Here is an 18148-nt window from a genome sequence, read left to right as displayed (position 1 = left end):
GATATGGCTCAGCGCAAAAAGACACCGAAAGTTCCCGTTGAAAATCTTCGTCTGAAGGTCGATCCCTCAAAGTTGGGCTTCAAGACAACCGACGACATAGAGCCGCTCACCGATATCATAGGGCAGCAAAGAGGGGTGGAGGCGTTCCGCTTCGGCATGGGGATGCGCCGCAAGGGGTATAACATCTTTGTCACCGGCGAGCCGGGAACCGGCAGACTCTCCACGGTCCGGCAACTTCTCAAAAATCTCAACGGCGAGCGCGAGACACCGGACGACCTCTGTTACGTCAACAATTTCAAGAAGAACGAGTATCCCATCCTGCTGCGCTTCGAGGCCGGGCAGGGAAACAAGTTCAAGAAAGCCATGCAGGAGTTCGTGGAGGCGGTAAAGCGCGAGGCTCCGCAGCTTTTCGAGAGCGAGGAATACATCCAGCGCAAGAACGAGATTCACGAAGCGCATGAAAAGAAGGTCATGTCCTTCTACAAGGCCATTGAGGACAAGGTGAAGGACACCGGCCTCGTCATGGTCCGGATGCAGATGGGACCGTATCAACGCCCGGACATCGTGCCGCTGGTGGACAACGAACCCAAACGCATGATTCAGTTGGAAGAGATGGTCGAGAATGGCCGGTTCCCGCGCGAGGAGTTCGAGCGGCTCAAGGAGCTTCGCGAGAAGATCAAGCATGAGGTGGACGACATCGTCCAGAACATCCGTGACCTGAATCAGGAAGTGAACAAGAAGCACGACGAAGTGGACCGTCTGATGTTCCTGAATCTGGCCGAGGAGCACATGGCGCCGGTCCGGGAGGAATTTCCCGGAGAAAAAGTGGGCGACTACCTCGACTCGGTGCTGGACAATATGGTGGAGAATCTCGACGTCATCAAGAAGCTCGGAAAGTCGATGCAGGGCCCCATGCCCGGAATGATGATGCCGGGGCCCGATCCCGATGCGCTCATGCGGCCGTATTCCGTAAATCTGCTGGTGGACAACTCCGAGCAGGAAGGGCCGCCGGTGATCATCGAATCGTACCCCACGTACCGGAATCTTTTCGGCAGCATCGACCGCACCATGGAGCGCCACGGCGGTTGGCACACGGATTTCAGCCGCATCAACGCGGGCAGCTTCGTCAAGGCCAATGGCGGCTATCTGGTGATCAACCTCATGGACGCCATCATGGAACCGGGCGTATGGCAGACCCTCAAACGATCGCTCAAGACCGAAAAGATCGAGATCGAAACCTACGACCCGTACTATTTCATCACGGCCATTGGGCTGAAACCCGAGCCTATCGACATGGAAGTCAAGGTCGTGGTGCTGGGTGACAACAGGTTGTATCAGCTGCTCAGGTACTATGATCAGGACATGGCCAAAATATTCAAAGTGCGCGCCGATTACGAGTCTTCCATGGATCGAGATGAAGACGCGGTGAATCAGGTGGCCCGGTTTATCCGTCACGAGGCGGAGCGTGATGGCCTGCGTCCATTTGCTGCGGATGGCGTGGCCGCTGTGCTTGAGCAGTCCGTACGCATGGCGGGCAGGCAAGAGAAATTGACCACCGCCTTCCCCAAGCTCTCGGATCTGCTGGCCGAAGCCGATCACTTTGCGAGTGTGGACAAGGCCGACACTGTTGGACAGGAGCATGTCAGGAAGGCTCTTGAGGCCAGAGTGCACCGGACCAACCAGATCGAGGAACGCATTCAGGAGATGATCGACCGAGGCAGCCTGTTCGTGGACACGGATGGGGAGAAGGTCGGTCAGGTCAACGGCTTGGCCGTGTATTCGCTGGGCGATTATGCCTTCGGCAAGCCTTCGCGGATCACCGCCACCACCGGCATGGGCAAGGCCGGGATCATCAACATTGAGCGCGAGGCCGACATGTCCGGTCCCACGCACAACAAGGGCGTGCTGATCCTCGCCGGATATCTGCGAGAGATGTTCGCACAGGACAAACCCATCAGCCTTTCGGCGAGCCTCGCCTTTGAACAGAGTTACGGCGGCATAGACGGGGACTCCGCATCATCCACCGAACTCTACGCGTTGCTTTCCAGCCTGTCCGGGATACCGCTCAGGCAGGACATCGCCGTGACCGGATCCGTGAACCAGCGGGGCGAAGTACAGCCCATCGGCGGCGTGAACGAGAAAATCGAAGGTTTCTACCTGTGCTGCAAACATGCCGGGCTGACGGGGGATCAGGGCGTGATGGTGCCTGAGGCCAACGTCAAGGACCTCATGCTGCTGCCGGAAGTGGTCGATGCCGTGAAGGATGGCAAATTCAACGTATGGTCGGTGAAGACCATAGCGGAAGGCATCGAACTGCTCACGGGCGTGAAAGCCGGAACCATGAATAAATCCGGCAAGTACACCGCCAACTCCGTTTTCAGAAAGGTAAACGACAGGTTGCTGGAGCTGGCCGAAGGGTTGCGCGACTTCGGCAAGGGACCGAATGACGACAACGGCAAAAACGGTAAAAGCAGCGGAAAAAAGAGCTCAGGCAAGAAAACATGACAATGAAACCGGGCCGCTTCAGGGCGGTCCGGTTTTTCCGGCTTTCCTTGTCGGGGTGCCTCTGCTATCCATGGGGAAAATACCTTGATGGAGGGTTTGATGAAGAGATTTCCAGCACTTTTGCTTGTCGTTGTGTCCCTGATGTTTGCCGGATGTCAGGCCGAAGTTTTCAAACAGAATATCCCCGTCAGCACCAACCCTTTGGGTGCGCAAATCCTTGTGGATGGAAAGCCTGCAGGGCAGACTCCTGCCAATGTGGAGCTTACCCGCAACAGCGATCACATCCTCACGCTTACCAAACAGGGCTATCGTCAGGAGGACGTAACCATCAAGCGCCAGTATCAGGCTGACAGCACCATGCTCAATGCCGTGAATCAGGGCGTGCAGGACGGCAAGTTCTTTGACGACGCTTTCATGGGCGTCAACTCCGGCGTCGGCGCCATCGAGGATCAGAAATCCAGTGGCGAGGCGTATGTGCTCACACCCTCTACCGTCAAAGTGCAACTGACCCCGGTCGGGGGCATTGCGCATTCCGGCTCTTCCCATGGCGCGTCCCATGCCGCAACACCTTCGTCCGAACAGACCGATGCCCTGAGCGTCATGTCCGAATTCGATCACGAGGTGCTTGACCGGGTGCTGGAAAGCGGTAAATCCGGACAGAGCAGAAGCTGGAAAAGCCCCCAGAACCACTGGCACTTCAAGGTGGTTCCGCAGCCTGCCAAGATGATGAGCGGCACCCCGGTGCGCAAGTTCTCCGTTGTGGCAACCAAGGACGGAAAGCATCTTACGGCCGTGTATCCCGCATACCGCGAAAACTCCAACGACTGGCGCATCGGATACCCGCATCAGGTGACCGGCGCGCCCAAGACCGCCCCTGTTGACGGCAAAAAGGCCACTTTCGACGCGCTCAAGGCGGCGGCCGCCGGCATGGGCGACATCGGCGGCAGCAAGAAGGTCGGCGGATCCTCCCACAGCAAGGAATCCTTCGGCAAGGACGGCTCCTACTCCAAGACAACCACCAAGAGTTCCACTTCCGTTGGCGCCTCCATCAATCCCGAGGGCGCAGTGGACCTGCTGGAAAAGCTCACCGAAGGAGAATAAGGACGGATGAAGTTCGATCTGCTCAGACTCAACAAGTGGCGCAAGCTGATTATCGTGGCTTTCGTCGCCTCGCTGGGGCTCATGTATCTGGTTCCCACGGGCTATCATTTCCACGTGGGCCATGCGGTGCGTCTTTTTGTAGGCGCTTTCGTGTTCTGGGTGGTGGTGGACCGGCTGTGAATCCGGCCTTTTGAGACAATAAGAAAACCCCCGTTCCTTTCGGAGCGGGGGTCTTGTTTTCTGGAGCCTTCAGGCAGACTTGAACTGCCGACCTCGTCCTTACCAAGGACGCGCTCTACCGCCTGAGCTATGAAGGCATGGTCTCGGGGTAACCTCTTGAATCACAGCTGGTTGTACTCTACGAGGTGCTGAAATTCGGCATCGCCCGATGCGGAGACATTGGTTATGGAATTGCGGCGCGACTGTCAATGGAAAATTTTGCCCAATAACCATTTTCGGCTTTGTTATATTTGTTTTGCGTGCAGTGATTTCGGTTACTTTGCAAGGTTATAATTACCATCCGGCTTGTTTCACGATACATTTCGGCAAAACAGAGGGGGAAACATGTGGAGAGAGCTTAGCATCAGGGTTCGCATTCTGATTCTGCTGGGGCTCCTGATCGCGTCCACGCTGATAGCTTGTGGCGCGTTCTGGTACGGTCTGGAGCAGCTGTCCGAAAAGGGCACGCAGGAAGCTCGAAAGGCCATGATGAGCGGGTATGAGAGGACGCTCAAATTCTCGGTGCAGTCCGTGGCCACCAAGGTGGCGGATGCCGTGACACAGGCAAAGGCCAACGGAGCGCCGCTGGACGTGGCTGTTCAGAAGGAGCTCAAGAACATCCGCTTCGGCGAGAACGGGTACTATTTCGCATACGATACTTCCGGTGTGAACGTGGCACATCCGCTGCGTCCAGAATATCAGGGTGAAAGCCGGATTGGCAACAAGGACAAGAAGGGAAACCAGTATATCAGGGAGTTGATCGGAAAGGCTCGCGACGGGGGCGGTTTCGTCACCTACTGGTTCTTCAAACCCGGCGAGGACCAGCCTTCCCCAAAGCTTGCTTATGCCGAAATGATCCCCGGAACCGATTTCTGGGTCGCCACGGGGATTTACGTGGACGACATAGATAAGCGCAGTCTCGCCATTCGCGATGACTTCGAGAATTTTACCGGCACCATGGTGCTCTGGATAGGACTTGGCGTGCTGGCTCTGCTTGCCTTCGTGATCATCCCGATGGCGCTTTTCATTGCGGGGACCATCACCAAGCCTCTTTCTCGATGTGTGGAGACCGCTGAAATCATATCCGAAGGGGATCTCACCGTATCGCTGCACGATAATCGCCGCGACGAACTTGGACAGCTTTCCCGAGCCCTTGACAACATGCTGGAGAGGCTGCGTGAAGTGGTTTCGAACGTTCAGCAGGGCAGTGACAGCGTCGCCTCCGGCGGAGAGGAACTTTCCTCTGCGTCCCAGAGCCTTGCCCAGGGCGCTACGGAGCAGGCGGCATCGGTGGAAGAAGTCTCATCCAGCATGGAGCAGATGAGCGCCAATATCTCGCAAAACGCCGAAAACGCCAAACAGACCGAGTCCATGTCCAGGCAGGCAGCTCAGGATGCGGAGAAGGGCGGCAAGGCGGTTGCCGAAACCGTTTCGTCCATGCGCGAGATCGCGGAGAAAATCGGCATCGTGGAAGACATCGCACGACAGACCAACCTGCTGGCGCTCAATGCGGCCATCGAGGCGGCTCGTGCAGGTGAACACGGAAAGGGATTCGCCGTGGTCGCGGCCGAGGTCCGGAAACTGGCGGAACGAAGCGGTGAGGCTGCTGGTGAAATCAGTGAACTTTCGGCAAGCAGCATGAAGGTCGCCGAGGAGGCGGGCGGAATGCTCTCCAAGATGGTTCCCGACATCCGGCAGACCGCCGAACTCATGATGCAGATATCCCGAGCCACCACGGAACAGGAGACCGGAGCTTCCGAGATCAGCCGCGCCCTGCAGGGGCTCGATACCGTTGTACAGCAGAATGCTTCGGTTTCCGAAGAGGTTGCCTCAACGTCCGAAACGCTCTCGGCCCAGTCTGAACAGTTGCAGCAGACCGTGAGCTTCTTCAAGCTCGGCAATTCCGGGCCGGTGGTGGTTTCTTCAAGAGATTCCGGGAAGCCGCGAGCGCCGAAAACTGGTGCCGGCAAGACAAAGGAGAAGAAGGCTGCGGCCAGTCTGCCATCCGGCGGCAAGGACCTTGATATGGGCGGTGACGAGGAGTTCGAACGCTTCTAAGTGACGCCGGTCTGTCTCGGAGTCCAGCCTTTTCGGCTTACTGAAATACAAAATCCGCGGCCTGACAGGCCGCGGATTTTTTGTGCCATGAATGTCGGCTCAGTATTCCTTCAAGACCATGTCTTCATAGGACTGACGCCATGCCTTGGGATGAATGGTGATGCCCGGCTTGAGATGCCCGACGGCCATGAGCATGGGAATCCAGTAGTTCTCGGGAATGTCGAATTCTTTTTTCACTCCGTCGTGGTCAAAGCCGTCCATGGGATGGGTGTGAAGGCCGTAATGGCTGGCCGTGTACATGACGGACATGGCGAAAAGGCCGGCGTTCTTGTTGGCGAATGCCTGCATGGCCTCATCGTCACGTCCGTAGAGAGCCTGAGTCACCCCGGCGAACCATTCCCGCTGATCCGAAGCCATCTTTCCCGATTTGACGTTGTCCTCGAAAACGTTGCGCATGGTCGTATTCTCCGGCCTCCAGCCGCTTCTGTCGGCCAGGAACATAAGTATGACCGGCGCATCCGTCACCTTGGGCTGATCAAAGGCCAGCTTTCTGAGCGCGGCTTTCTTTTCGGGGTCACGGAAAACAACGAGCTTCCAAGGTTGCAGGTTGTAGCTTGATGGCGCTTTGACCGCCTGCTCCAGAATGGTTTTCAGCGTCTCGTCATCAACATCCCTTTCCGGATCGAAATGGTTGATGGCTCGCCTGTTTTTCAGGATTAAATCGAAATCCATGCCGTTTCCTCCAGTGTGTTGGATCTTTGGTTTTTCGGTGTGTAACTTCTTCATGGAACTGCGATTTTCTTTTACGTTCCACTGTTTGAAATATAAACGTAAATTGCACCATATCATCATGAAAGCCTTTTTGTCACCGAGGCTTTGCCTTGTTGGCGTTTTCATGCCGGTCGTCGTGAACTCGCCGGGCCTGTTGACAGACTCCCCTTTGCCTGTATGATATTGGATTTTGAAAAAACCAAAGAAGAGAGGTTTTCAATGCTGTATCACAACATACCCGGAACCGACCTGGAAGTGTCTCGAATCGCTCTTGGAACCTGGGCAATCGGAGGATGGATGTGGGGCGGAACCGATGAGAAACAGTCCATCGAAACCGTTCACGCCGCTCTGGATAAGGGGGTCAACCTCGTGGATACGGCCCCGGTATACGGCTTCGGAACCTCGGAGGAGATCGTCGGGAAAGCCCTTCAGGAATACTCCAGTTCGGACAAGGTGCATCTTTCCACCAAGGTCTGCCTTGACTGGACCGAGGACCACAAGGTCTATCGCAATGGCTCCAGAGACAGGATCATGTACGAGATAGAGCAGTCCCTGAAGCGGTTGCGGACGGATTCGATCGACATCTATTACGTGCACTGGCCCGATCCCACACGGCCAATAACCGAAACCGCATCGGCAATGCGAGAGCTGCTTGATCAGGGCGTGATCAAGGCCGTTGGCGTCAGCAACTACACTCCGGATCAGATGGAGGAATTTCGTAAGGAATGCCCGTTGCATCTCTGTCAGCCCCCTTACAATATCTTCGAGCAGGGCATTGATGCGGACATCAAACCGTATTGTGAGCGTAACGACATCTCGCTCATGACATACGGCGCGCTTTGCCGTGGTCTGCTCACCGGCAAGATGAAAAAGGACACCAGCTTTGATGGCGACGACCTTCGCAAGATGGACCCGAAGTTCAGCGAACCCCGTTTCAGTCAGTACCTGAAGGCCGTGGACAAGTTGCAAAAGCTGTCCGAATCCAAGTTTGACAAATCCATTCTTGCCTTTGCGGTCCGCTGGATCTTTGAAAAGGGTGTTCCCATATCCATATGGGGCGGTCGCAAACCAAGCCAGATGGACCCCATCGACGAGATCGTGGACTGGTCCATGGACGGCGCGGTGCTCTCCGAAGTCCAGTCCATTCTCAATGAGTGTATCGAAGCCCCTGTCGGCCCCGAATTCATGGCTCCGCCGACTGGCTTGCAGAAGTAGCCGCGGGTTGCGAAGGATATCCTGGTGACCAAGGCCGTACGCATCAATGCGGACGGCCTTTCTTTGTTGCGCGAACCTCAAACTGTCACAGGCACGTCGCCCCCGTGAAAGGGGCGTGAGGTGAAAACTTGTTAGCGCCATCGAAGCATGGTGAGGTGGACAAAACAACAAAGTCCGCTCTGAAGTCAGAGCGGACTTTGTTTGTGCTTATGAAAAGACAAAGGGATCGGATTTCTCCGATCCCTTTTGGGGTAGTCTTTTTTCTGGTCGGGATGAGAGGATTTGAACCTCCGACCCCTTGAACCCCATTCAAGTGCGCTCCCAGACTGCGCTACATCCCGACGCGGGTTGTCTATCTATGTGTACACGCCGCAGATGTCAACTGTTTTTGAGATTTTTTTTGTTTTTTCCTGATTTGAAGTGAATTGCAGGTGAAGATGATGAATATCGAAAATATAATTAATTGCTAAGAACTCACGAGCTATTTTCTTGAAGAATGACCGTTCCTTTAAAGCATGGAGGGTATATGCTCAAAAATATGAAGCTGGGCGCAAAGTTGGCCTTGGGGTTCGCGCTCGTCCTTGTCCTTGCCGGAGTCGTGGCGGCAATTGGATATTCCGGCCTCTCGAAAGTACAAAGCCGTGTAGTAAAAGCCGACGATGCCAACCGGCTTGTCCGGTACATTCTTGAGGCAAGGGTGCAGGAGAAAAACTATATGCTCAGAGGGGATGAGCAGTCCCTTGAAAAGCATGAGGCCGTGCTGCGGCAGATCATGAGCCAGACCGCTGAGACCATGGACAAGATGAAGTCGCAGGCGCACAAGGATCAGGTGGCCCGAGTGGAAGCCGGGGGTGAGAAGTATCGCAAGGAATTTCAGAGATATGTCGAACTGGCTGACAGAAAGGATGCAGCAATGCAGCGAATGCGTGCCAATGCCCGTGATGCCCTCGCAAGCACAGATCGCTTTCGAGCCGAACAGCAACGTACACTCGATCGCATTCTTGCCAGCGGGATGGGCGCCGGGACGATTGCGGAACAGGCGAGAACCAAAGCGGATGATTCGGACCGGATGATTGAGTGGTTTCTTGAAGCGCGAAAGAATGAAAAGGAATACATCATTTCCGGCGAGCGTAAGTATCTGGACGACAATCTTGCAGCCGTGGACGGGCTTTTGGCCATGGCAGAGGATCTGCGTAAGCAGGCATCGGACGACGAAGCCAGGGCCATGGTTGACGAGGTCTATACCTCTTTGTCGAATTACAAGGAGGACTTTGCCGCATTTGTGGAGCTGACTGCCGAGCAGGGGCGGATTGAGCAAAGCATGGTCACGCTGGCTCGCGAAGCGCAGAAAATATGTCTGGAAGCAAGGGCGGAGCAGAAGACACTGATGCTGGAAGATATGAAAAATGCCAACATCATGATGTTTTCCGGTACCGCTTTGGCCTTCGTCTTCGGCATCCTTGCCGCGGTGGTGCTGACGCGGTCCATCACACAGCCCATCAGGAAGGGGGTGCAGTTTGCCGGGGCCATGGCGGAAGGGGACTTCACCAGTCATCTCGACATTGATCAGAAAGACGAAATCGGCGTATTGGCCGGGGCGCTCAACCGCATGGTGAACAAGCTGCGTAACGTTGTCGGCGACGTACGAGCGGCCACGGACAATGTCGCTTCCGGAAGCGAGGAGCTTTCCGCAGCTTCGCAGACGCTTTCGCAGGGGGCCACGGAACAGGCATCATCCATCGAGCAGGTTTCCTCATCAATGGAGCAGATGGGCAGCAACATCAAACAGAATGCAGACAATGCCCAGCAAACGGAAAGTATCGCTAACGAAGCCGCCAAGAACGCACAGGAAAGCGGTGAAGCAGTCGGGAAAACCGTTGAGGCCATGCGTAATATCGCCGAAAAGATTTCCATAATCGAGGACATAGCACGGCAGACCAACCTGCTGGCTCTCAACGCCGCCATCGAAGCGGCTCGTGCGGGTGAGCATGGTAAAGGGTTCGCGGTTGTGGCCGCCGAAGTCAGAAAGCTTGCGGAGCGAAGCGGTGAGGCCGCAGGCGAGATCGGTGAGCTTTCCACGGAAAGTGTTGATGTTGCAGAGCGGGCGGGACGGATGCTCGAAGAGCTCGTGCCCAACATCAGGAAAACAGCGGAACTGGTGCAGGACATAGCCTCAGCCAGTGCCGAGCAAAGCACCGGCGCGCAACAGATAAACGATGCCATTCAGCAACTGGATACCGTCATTCAGCAAAACGCCTCGGGGTCCGAAGAAATGGCATCCACCAGCGAGGAGCTGGCAGGACAGGGGCAGATGCTGCAACAGACCATGTCTTTCTTCCGCGTGGGCGGTAGCGAGTCTTCCAGAACCTCTCGAGCTGCCGTGCAACCAAAGGCATTGTCCAATGGAGCAGGGAGAAAGAATGATTCAAGAAAAAAACGAGATGATGGGCAAGTCGCAGACAGCGGCAAGGGCGTTTCCTTGCAGCTGGGTGACGATTCCGAGTTTGAAAGATTCTAACAGGGTGGACTCCATTTGGAGCGGATGATATCTACATAGCATAGCTTTTGTGGAAACATCCCTAAGCCAAGCGACGGAGGGGTCAAATGAACGACGAAGTGCTCAAGGATATCAATCAATTCCTGACATTTACGCTGGGTAAGGAAATCTTTGCCCTTGATATCGGTACTGTCCGCGAGGTCCTTGAGCTGACCTCCATCACCAAGATTCCGCGTACGCCCGTATTCATGCGTGGCGTTATAAATCTTCGCGGCCACGCGGTGCCGGTGGTGGACATGCGCCAGAAAATGGGCATGTCCAAGGGTGAGGATACGGTCGATACCTGCATTATCATTGTGGAAATCGAGTTCGATGGTGAGTTGACCGTCATGGGTGCGCTGGTGGATTCCGTGCGCGAAGTTTTCGAAATGGCTCCGGACACCATTGAGCCTGCGCCGAAGATGGGTGCTGCGGTGAACGCAGAATACATCAAGGGCATGGGCCGTCAGGATGGCCAGTTCATCATCATTCTGGATATCAATAAGATATTCAGTGCTGAAGAACTCGCCATGGCTCGAGAAATGGCGGGCGAAAAGTCCGACGATCAGGAAGAGGCTGCATAAAAGCCATTACAGACGACCGACATTGAAAGCCCCTGTTTCGTGATTGGAACGGGGGCTTTTTCGTGTCTTTCAAGTGGCAGTTGGCATACTCGCGCCTTACCGAAATTCTCCATCCAGAAGCAGGTGCGAGAAGTATCCGACCGTGAATGCGCTGTAGAATTGCAAGAAAGGTGTGATGTCCGGCGGGTCGAAGAGCATGACCGGAATCAGAATGATGGGCAACGGAACGACGATCATGGCCCACCAGGTGTGTGTCCAGCCTCTATGTGACCCGATGGGAGGCAGCATGGCAAGAAATCCCAGCCATGAGGCCCATATGTAGTATTTCTTCAGGATCAGACCGAGGTCCACGGCCGCGAAGATCAGGTAGAACAGGTTTTGGCCTTTCGACTCGGTGTCTGTGTCGGGAAAAAGTGCCCCCATAAGACAAAAGCCCATAAGCCCTGCAATGAGTAGTGGGTTCATGTGCAGCAGGCCGAACATGACGGCCCCGGTGGCGCACATGCCGCCCACGAAGATTCCTCCGGCGAGATGTCCTTTGTATCCGGGCATGCGCGGCAGATTAGCCGTAAGCGACTGGCACCGCAAGCTTGTATTTCAACCACTTGAAATCAGCTTCCCACTCTCCTTCAACCTCTCTTCATGCCAAATAAACCCTGTAAAAGCAGAAGCCCGCCAGCTTACCCCAGCGCTTGTCTTCTTGCACATCCACCTATTATCCACACGCGCGAAGCGCCGCCAAAAGATTCTGGAAGGGGGAAGGGGAGTCCGAGGGGAAGGGGGAACCCTCTTGCCAAAGAGGGTTCCCCCTTCCCCTCGGCCGCCGGAGGCAAAAAAAGGGCTCCCTGAGGGAACCCTTTTTTTTATACATATCATTGCTGACAGCTACATGGCGCCGTGCTTCTGAAGTTCGTCGATCTGTCTGTCGATTTCCTTCTGGAGCTTTGCGGGCAGGCCCATGACGTCGGTGTTGAGGAAGCCGCGCACGATGGTGGAGGTGGCTTCGTCTTCGTCAAGGCCTCTGGCCATGAGGTATTCGATTTCTTCCTGGGCGATTTTGCCGACCGAGGCTTCGTGGGAGAGTTCCACGCCTTCAAGGGTGCCGTCGAGTTCGGGGATGGCCCAGATGCGTCCTTCTCCGAGGATGAGACCCTGACATTCGAGATGGCCTCTGGAGGGCACGTGGTTGGCGCCGATATGGCCGCGGTTGATGATGGTGCCGCCTGTGGAGATGGTGCGTGCGATGATTTCGCAGCGGGTGTCGGGGGCGTCCATGACCACGCGGTTGCCCATGTCGAGGTGCGAGCCTTCGGGGGCGACCACGACCGAGTTGAAGCGTGCGCGTGCGCCTTCGCCTTTGAGGGTGATGCTGGGGTACATCTGCAGGTCTTTGACCGGCTTCATGAGGATGTAGTTGTTCAGCAACACGCCGCCTTCTTCGACAACGCCGGCGGAGCGGGGGCGGACAGCCACGTTGCTGCCCCAGTTGTGCACCATGGTGAAGGTGAGCTTGCCGCCCTTCTTCACGTAGAATTCGGAGATGCCGAAGTGTGCGCCGCTGGTGGTGTCATGGGCCACGGAGCAGCCTGTGATGATGTGCAGCTCGGAGTTTTCCTCGACGACCACGATGTTGTGGACGTTCTGGCCGACCTGATCGGCCTTGAGGAAGAGGCAGGATTGCACCGGCTTTTCCACCTTGGCACCCGGCTTGGTGCGGATGAAGTATCCACCATGGGTGTTTTCATAGGTGTTGCGGGTGTATTCGTCCTTGTCCTTGTCCACGAGCTGCCAGCGGTATTCGGGCAGGCCGTCGTATTTCTCGATGGCGTCCTTGATGTCGAGGATCTCGACGCCGGGGTCGGTGGACTTGCAGTGGACATTGGAGTGGTCCATCTGCAGGAATGAGCCGCTTCTGTTGGCATCATCCACGTCAACGCCGGACATGATCAGGGTTTCCTTGTCCTGTGCGTCGAGGGTGCTCAGGTCTTCGATCTTGTCGCGATCGTAGCCTTTGAACTTGTAGTCGGTAAGTTTGAATTTATCGCTCATGGTCGTCTCCGTTCCGGCTTATTTGAGGCAGCGGACGCATTCCTGGTATCCGTAGGTGCGGATGTGCTCCAGAATGTCGCGGGGGCGCGCCTCGCAGCAGAGGTGTCCGTTGTAGAGCACCTGTCCGCGGTCCGCGTTGACGTAGTCGAGGATGTAGCCGGTGTGGGTGATGATCAGACCGGAGGTCTTCGACTGTTCCTTGATCTCCTTCAGCGACTGGTGCGGGCTGGCGTCGATGCGTCCGTCCAGCAACTGGCGGCAGACCTTGCCGATGAGCTGCATGTTTTCGAGGTCCACGCCGGACTCGGGCTCGTCGAAGAGCACGAGGTTGGGGCGCTGGGCCATCAGCTGAAGCAACTCGGAGCGTTTGATTTCGCCGCCGGAGAAGCCGGCGTTGATGTCGCGGTCCAGAAACTGCTCGAAGTTGACTTTTCTGGAGAGGGTTTCCACGTCCACTTCATCGCCCTGTCCGCACATCTGTACCAGATGCCGGGTGCGCAGGCCGTGAATGGTCGGCGGACGCTGGAACGACATGCCGACGCCGAGCCGGGCGCGTTCGTAGGTGGGGGCGTGGGTGATGTCCTCGCCTCTGAAAGTGATTTTGCCTTTGGTGACGGTGTATCCGGCAAAGCCCATGAGGGTCATGAGCAGGGAGGTTTTTCCTGAGCCGTTGGGCCCGAACAGGATGAAGGTCTCTCCTTCCTGAATCTCCAGATTAAGGCCCTTGAGAACCTCTTTATCGCCGATATTTACGTGAAGATCTTCTATCTTGAGCATTGGGGTATCCTCGTTTTCATACCTTGCGGCTTACGCACAGGGTGGCATACTTGACGCGGCCTGTTAAGTCCAGTGTGAAATAATCTCGGTGACCCTCTCGGGCGTAGGCGTTTGCGGCCTGAAGGCGAATGCGGTAAGGACTACGCGTCCGGTGCTTCCGGGCGATCAGCGAACAGGAGCCATACTCATGGGAAAGAAAAAGAATCGCGTCGGGTCGCTTGATGAACTCGGCAAGATGAAGATAGGGCCGGAAAAGCCCAAGGATTACGCATCCGAACTGCTCGAAAAGGGCAAGAAGAAGCGGCAGAAGAACTATGCCGAGGAGACCGAAGTGGTGGAGGAGGAACAGCAGCCGGACGAAGCGGATCTGTTCTTCAATGCCATGCAGGGTGTGGATACGCTGGACGGCAAGGGCCGCGAAATAGCCCCTGCCAAGCAGCCGGTGAAGAAACCCGTATCCAAGGATCCGGAAAAGCAGGCGCTGGATGATTTTCTCAAGGGTAACATAGAGTTTGAACTGGAGAACACCGAGGAATACATGCACGGTTACGTGCGTGGGCTGGACAGCAAGATTTTTCAGCAGCTCAAGGCCGGAAGCCTCAGCCGGGAGGCGCATCTGGACCTGCATGGAATGAACTCGGAGCAGGCGTACGACTCCCTGCTGTTCTTCGTTCGTGAAAGCTACCTGCAGGGCAAGCGGTGTGTTCTCATCGTTACCGGAAGAGGGCGCAATTCGCCCGGCGGCATGAGCATCATCAAACAGGAAACGCTGGGATGGCTGACCCGCGAACCGCTTCGGCGCATCGTGCTGGCCTTCTGTACGGCTCTGCCCCGCGACGGTGGCGGCGGTGCCATGTACGTGCTGCTGCGCAAGCAGAAAAAGCTCAAGGGCAAGGTCCAGTGGGACAAACAGATGAATTGGGATTTTTGATCCTGTGATCATTCTCACAAAGAACGGGCCGGATTCCTTGAGGAATCCGGCCCGTTCTTTGTGAGAAACAGTATTCGTCAGGCATCCAGAATGCGTTCAAACTGTGCAAAGGTCCTGTGCAGCTCGAATTTTTCGATGACCCGTTGACGTCCGGCCTCTCCGAGCTCTTGCCTGAGCGTTGCATTTGTAATGAGAATGTCCAGCTTGTCGGCCAGGGAGGTTGCATCTCCGGGCGCTGCGAGCAGACCGGTTTTGCCGTTGGCCACCACTTCGGGCATGGAATTGGCGTCAAAGGCCACCACGGGCAATCGGGCGGTCATGGCTTCCACCATGGCGTAGCCGAATCCTTCCCAGAGAGAGGGCAGGGCGAAAATGTCGAGGGAGCGGTTGAAGCCCTTGATGTCATCTGTGAAGCCCAGGAACTCCACCACATCAGCGACTCCGGCTTCAATGGCCTTGGCCTTGAGTTCCTCTTCCAGTTCGCCGGTTCCGGCGATGAGGACGCGGATATTCCTGCCGCGTTCTCTGAGTATGGCGGCTGCCTCAATGAGTAGGTCCTGTCCTTTCTGCGCGGTGAGCCGGGCCGCGTTTCCGATGACGATTTCATCGCCCATTCGTTCTACCAACGGTGTGTCCGGCAGGTTGTCGAAGGCGGCCACGTCAAAGCCGTTATAAAGGATATGGGTCCGTTCGTGCGGCAAGAGGGCCGGGTTTGCGGAGAGCACCTGCCGTCGCGTTTCTTCCGAATTGCAGATGAGCTTGGTTATCACGTTGCGGAAGAGGTAACGGTTCAAAGCGGTGTCCCGCGTAGGCAGGGCGATGCCGCGTCGAAAGACAACCTCGCGTACGCCAGCTTTTTTGGCTGCAATTCCGCCTGTTTTGAGGTCGGAAGGCAGAGCGGTCACCACCGTGTCGATTCGGCTTTTCTTAAAGAATGACTTTAACTTTTTTCGGATTATGGGATTCAGGAAGCTGAGGTTGCCAAGCCGTATCCGCATCACCTCGACGTCATGCTCCTGCTCCAGTCGGTCGCCGAGCTGGCTTGGCACGTTGCAAACGGCGTACACGCGGTAGCCGTGGTCGCGCAAAAGTTTGGCGTACTCGTGATTCCATTTTTCTCCGCCTCCCCACGGCTTGTTGCCGTTGAAGAAGCAGATGCTTTTCTCTCGCATTTATGAAAGCGCCTTTCTGGTCATTTCCGGTATTTCGCGCAGGCTGCGGCATACGTAGAAACCTGCGTCGAGCATTGTTTGAATCTTGCCGCTGATGCCGCCCTTCTGGTCGAGGATGGCCCCGGCGTGCCCGAGCCGTTTGCCCGGTGGCGCGGTCTGTCCGGCGATGAAGGATATCACGGGCTTGTCGAATCCCGTATCGCGGACGTAGCGCGCCAGTTCTTCCTCGGCCTGTCCGCCGATTTCGCCAAGGACGAGCACCGCCTTCGTGGGCTCGTGGTTGCGCAGCATCTCGAAGATGTCCGCGAAGTCCGTGCCGATGAACGGATCGCCGCCGATGCCGATGCCCAGCGACTGGCCCATGCCCGCATCCGTTAGCCGCTGGGCGGCCTCGTAGGTCAGTGTTCCGGAGCGGGACAGGATGGCCACCGGCCCCGGAGTGAACGGCTTCACGGGCATGATGCCGATCTTGATTTGGCCGGGCACGATGATTCCGGGCGTGTTCGGGCCGATGACGCGCGTTGGTGTCTCGCGTATCGCGTCGAAGGCTTCCATCATCTGGTGCTGGGTGATGCCTTCGGTGATGCAGACCGCCCACGGAACGTGGTTGAAGCCTGCCTCCATGACCGCGTCCGCCGCCATGGCAGGCGGCACGAAAATGATGGAAGCGCGCACCTCGTGATGCCGCAGGGCCTCGGCGACCGAATTGTAAACGGGAACACCGAGAACTTCCTGTCCGCCCTTGAACGGGGTAACGCCTGCCACCACGTTTACGCCGTATTCCTGCATGAGCCGGGTGTGCAACTGTCCCTCGCGACCGGTGATGCCTTGTACGAGTACCGGGGTGTCGGCGTCAATGTCGAAGAAGCATTCGGAGACGTAGCCGTTGTCGTTGGTCATCGCATGCCCTTCGCCGCCGATCGGTTCGGGGTACTCGACGGATTTCTTGCCGCTTGGCTTGAGACTCCTGAGCGCCTGCATTGCCTCCGCCATGTTTGTGGCGATGTGCAGTCCTTCCGTATCGAGCGAGCGTAGAATCTCCAGCGCGCTTTCGGAGTCCTTGCCCGACATTCTCGCCACCACCGGTTTCTGCGGCGGTTTGCCGCCAAGCGCGCCTTTCAGGGCCAGCGCGACCTTCTCGCAAGATAGGATGCCTCCGAAGAGGTTGATGAAAATCGCTTCCACGGCCTCGTCGCCAAAGAGCAGGTCCATGGCAATTTCCATGCGCTTCTGGTCCGCTCCGCCGCCGAGGTCGAGGAAGTTGGAGGCAGGCAGGGATGAGAAATTCAGCAGGTCCATGGTGGCCATGGCCAGTCCTGCACCGTTGACCATGAGGCCGACCCAGCCCGGGAGTTTGACGAAGGAGAGTCCGGCTTCCCGCGCACGATTTTCTTCTTCGGAGACGTGCTCGGGCTGATAGTATTTCTCCATCTCCGAGTGCAGGTCCACGAAGTTGTCGTCCATCTTGATTTTGCCGTCCAGAGCGACGAAATCGCCGCCGTGCGTGGTAACCAACGGGTTTATCTCCGCCAGCAGCAGGCCGTAGTCCAGCACCGCCCGGTAGAGCATGTGCAGCAGGCGTGAAAACTCCTTGAAGAATTGGCGATCCAGCCCGAGATGGAAAAAGGCGGCTCGCATCTGGTTGGGACGCGGGCCGCCTGGCAGCTGTATTTCCTGAACGAGAAGGTTGTCGTCGCCGAGCTGTTCTATCTCGACGCCTCCCTGTCTGCCCACCGTGAGCAACAGGCAACGGCGCTCCCGGGAAACGGCGAAGGAGAGGTAGAACTCCCTATCGATTTCCGCTGCGGGTTCAACCCGGATGAGCGGCACGTGGTCTCCCTTGATGCTCAGGTCGAAAATTCTGCCGGCAGTCTCTGTGAAGTCCTTTTCATCATCCACACGAAGGATGCCCCCGGCCTTGCCTCTGCCCCCGGCGAGAACCTGCGCCTTCAGGAACCACGGCGTCGGAAAACGGGGTCGTTTTTGTTCGACCTCTGCGGGCGTGATGGCGATTCCCTGCGGGACCGGAATGCCCGCCTCCTCAAACAGCAGCTTGCTTTGGTGCTCGTTCAACAGCATGTGGCGTCCCCGTGCGAGATTTGAGTGATTTTCCGCGAAACATTAGGTGCTTTGCCATGTTTTTTCAACGGAAATGTTCGGATTGACTGGGTGATCAGCCAAATTTTCGTCGGGGATGGGGGAAGGTTTGCTGAAGTGGTTGACCCGAAGC

14 protein-coding genes and 2 tRNA genes are annotated in these 18148 nt (G+C 56.6%); 8 read left to right on the top strand and 8 right to left on the bottom strand.

What is annotated here, in order from left to right:
* Positions 1–3 precede the first annotated feature (3 nt).
* The 3 genes from B149_RS0111340 (at position 4) to B149_RS18725 (ending at position 3786) form a co-directional block, all read left to right on the top strand.
* Positions 4–2505 (top strand): Lon protease family protein, encoded by a 2502-nt coding sequence (locus B149_RS0111340; protein ID WP_018125276.1) that lies wholly within the window; start codon positions 4–6, stop codon positions 2503–2505.
* 99 nt (positions 2506–2604) lie between these two features.
* Positions 2605–3606: a PEGA domain-containing protein gene (locus B149_RS0111335; protein WP_018125275.1), complete on the top strand. Its 1002-nt coding sequence runs from the start codon at positions 2605–2607 to the stop codon at positions 3604–3606.
* Positions 3607–3612: 6 nt separating this feature from the next.
* On the top strand, positions 3613–3786 hold the full coding sequence (locus B149_RS18725) for a hypothetical protein (protein WP_018125274.1): 174 nt from the start codon (positions 3613–3615) through the stop codon (positions 3784–3786).
* A gap of 61 nt (positions 3787–3847) precedes the next feature.
* Here B149_RS18725 and B149_RS0111325 read toward each other — a convergent pair.
* A tRNA-Thr gene (locus B149_RS0111325) sits at positions 3848–3923 on the bottom strand.
* Between the two features lie 247 nt (positions 3924–4170).
* On the opposite strand from B149_RS0111325, the gene B149_RS18005 reads away from it, so the two are divergent.
* Positions 4171–5883: a methyl-accepting chemotaxis protein gene (locus B149_RS18005; protein ID WP_018125273.1), complete on the top strand. Its 1713-nt coding sequence runs from the start codon at positions 4171–4173 to the stop codon at positions 5881–5883.
* 99 nt (positions 5884–5982) lie between these two features.
* Here B149_RS18005 and B149_RS0111315 read toward each other — a convergent pair whose 3' ends face one another.
* The gene (locus B149_RS0111315; protein WP_018125272.1) at positions 5983–6615 is read right to left on the bottom strand and encodes a nitroreductase family protein; all 633 of its coding nucleotides are present in this window, start codon (positions 6613–6615) and stop codon (positions 5983–5985) included.
* 216 nt (positions 6616–6831) lie between these two features.
* On the opposite strand from B149_RS0111315, the gene B149_RS0111310 reads away from it, so the two are divergent.
* Positions 6832–7869, top strand: a complete 1038-nt coding sequence (locus tag B149_RS0111310) for an aldo/keto reductase (RefSeq protein WP_342661892.1) — start codon at positions 6832–6834, stop codon at positions 7867–7869.
* Between the two features lie 264 nt (positions 7870–8133).
* Here the strand turns inward: B149_RS0111310 and B149_RS0111305 are convergent.
* Positions 8134–8210 (bottom strand) — tRNA-Pro (locus B149_RS0111305).
* 185 nt (positions 8211–8395) lie between these two features.
* Between B149_RS0111305 and B149_RS19015 the strand changes: the two genes are divergently transcribed.
* On the top strand, positions 8396–10387 hold the full coding sequence (locus B149_RS19015; RefSeq protein ID WP_018125270.1) for a HAMP domain-containing methyl-accepting chemotaxis protein: 1992 nt from the start codon (positions 8396–8398) through the stop codon (positions 10385–10387).
* An 86-nt stretch (positions 10388–10473) separates the two neighbouring features.
* A complete protein-coding gene (locus B149_RS0111295) occupies positions 10474–10989 on the top strand; it encodes a chemotaxis protein CheW (protein ID WP_018125269.1) in 516 nt (171 codons plus the stop codon).
* A 96-nt stretch (positions 10990–11085) separates the two neighbouring features.
* Here the strand turns inward: B149_RS0111295 and B149_RS0111290 are convergent, their stop codons facing one another.
* The 3 genes from B149_RS0111290 to B149_RS0111280 form a co-directional block, all read right to left on the bottom strand.
* The gene (locus tag B149_RS0111290) at positions 11086–11541 is read right to left on the bottom strand and encodes a metal-dependent hydrolase (protein WP_018125268.1); all 456 of its coding nucleotides are present in this window, start codon (positions 11539–11541) and stop codon (positions 11086–11088) included.
* Between the two features lie 333 nt (positions 11542–11874).
* On the bottom strand, positions 11875–13038 hold the full coding sequence (locus tag B149_RS0111285) for a SufB/SufD family protein (RefSeq protein WP_018125267.1): 1164 nt from the start codon (positions 13036–13038) through the stop codon (positions 11875–11877).
* Between the two features lie 18 nt (positions 13039–13056).
* Positions 13057–13815 (bottom strand): ABC transporter ATP-binding protein, encoded by a 759-nt coding sequence (locus B149_RS0111280; protein WP_018125266.1) that lies wholly within the window; start codon positions 13813–13815, stop codon positions 13057–13059.
* A gap of 187 nt (positions 13816–14002) precedes the next feature.
* Between B149_RS0111280 and B149_RS0111275 the strand changes: the two genes are divergently transcribed.
* Positions 14003–14746 (top strand): Smr/MutS family protein, encoded by a 744-nt coding sequence (locus B149_RS0111275; protein WP_018125265.1) that lies wholly within the window; start codon positions 14003–14005, stop codon positions 14744–14746.
* Between the two features lie 77 nt (positions 14747–14823).
* Here B149_RS0111275 and B149_RS0111270 read toward each other — a convergent pair whose 3' ends face one another.
* Both B149_RS0111270 and sucD read right to left on the bottom strand, forming a co-directional pair.
* Complete coding sequence (locus B149_RS0111270) at positions 14824–15918, bottom strand: glycosyltransferase family 4 protein (RefSeq protein WP_018125264.1); 1095 nt, start codon at positions 15916–15918, stop codon at positions 14824–14826.
* The gene (sucD, locus tag B149_RS0111265; RefSeq protein ID WP_018125263.1) at positions 15919–17997 is read right to left on the bottom strand and encodes a succinate--CoA ligase subunit alpha; all 2079 of its coding nucleotides are present in this window, start codon (positions 17995–17997) and stop codon (positions 15919–15921) included.
* Positions 17998–18148: the final 151 nt, after the last annotated feature.

It is taken from the genome of Desulfovibrio oxyclinae DSM 11498 (assembly GCF_000375485.1).
GTDB classification, from domain to species: Bacteria; Desulfobacterota; Desulfovibrionia; order Desulfovibrionales; family Desulfovibrionaceae; genus Pseudodesulfovibrio; species Pseudodesulfovibrio oxyclinae.
Note: the sequence above shows the minus strand (reverse complement) of the source record. Positions and strands in the feature narration are given on the sequence as shown.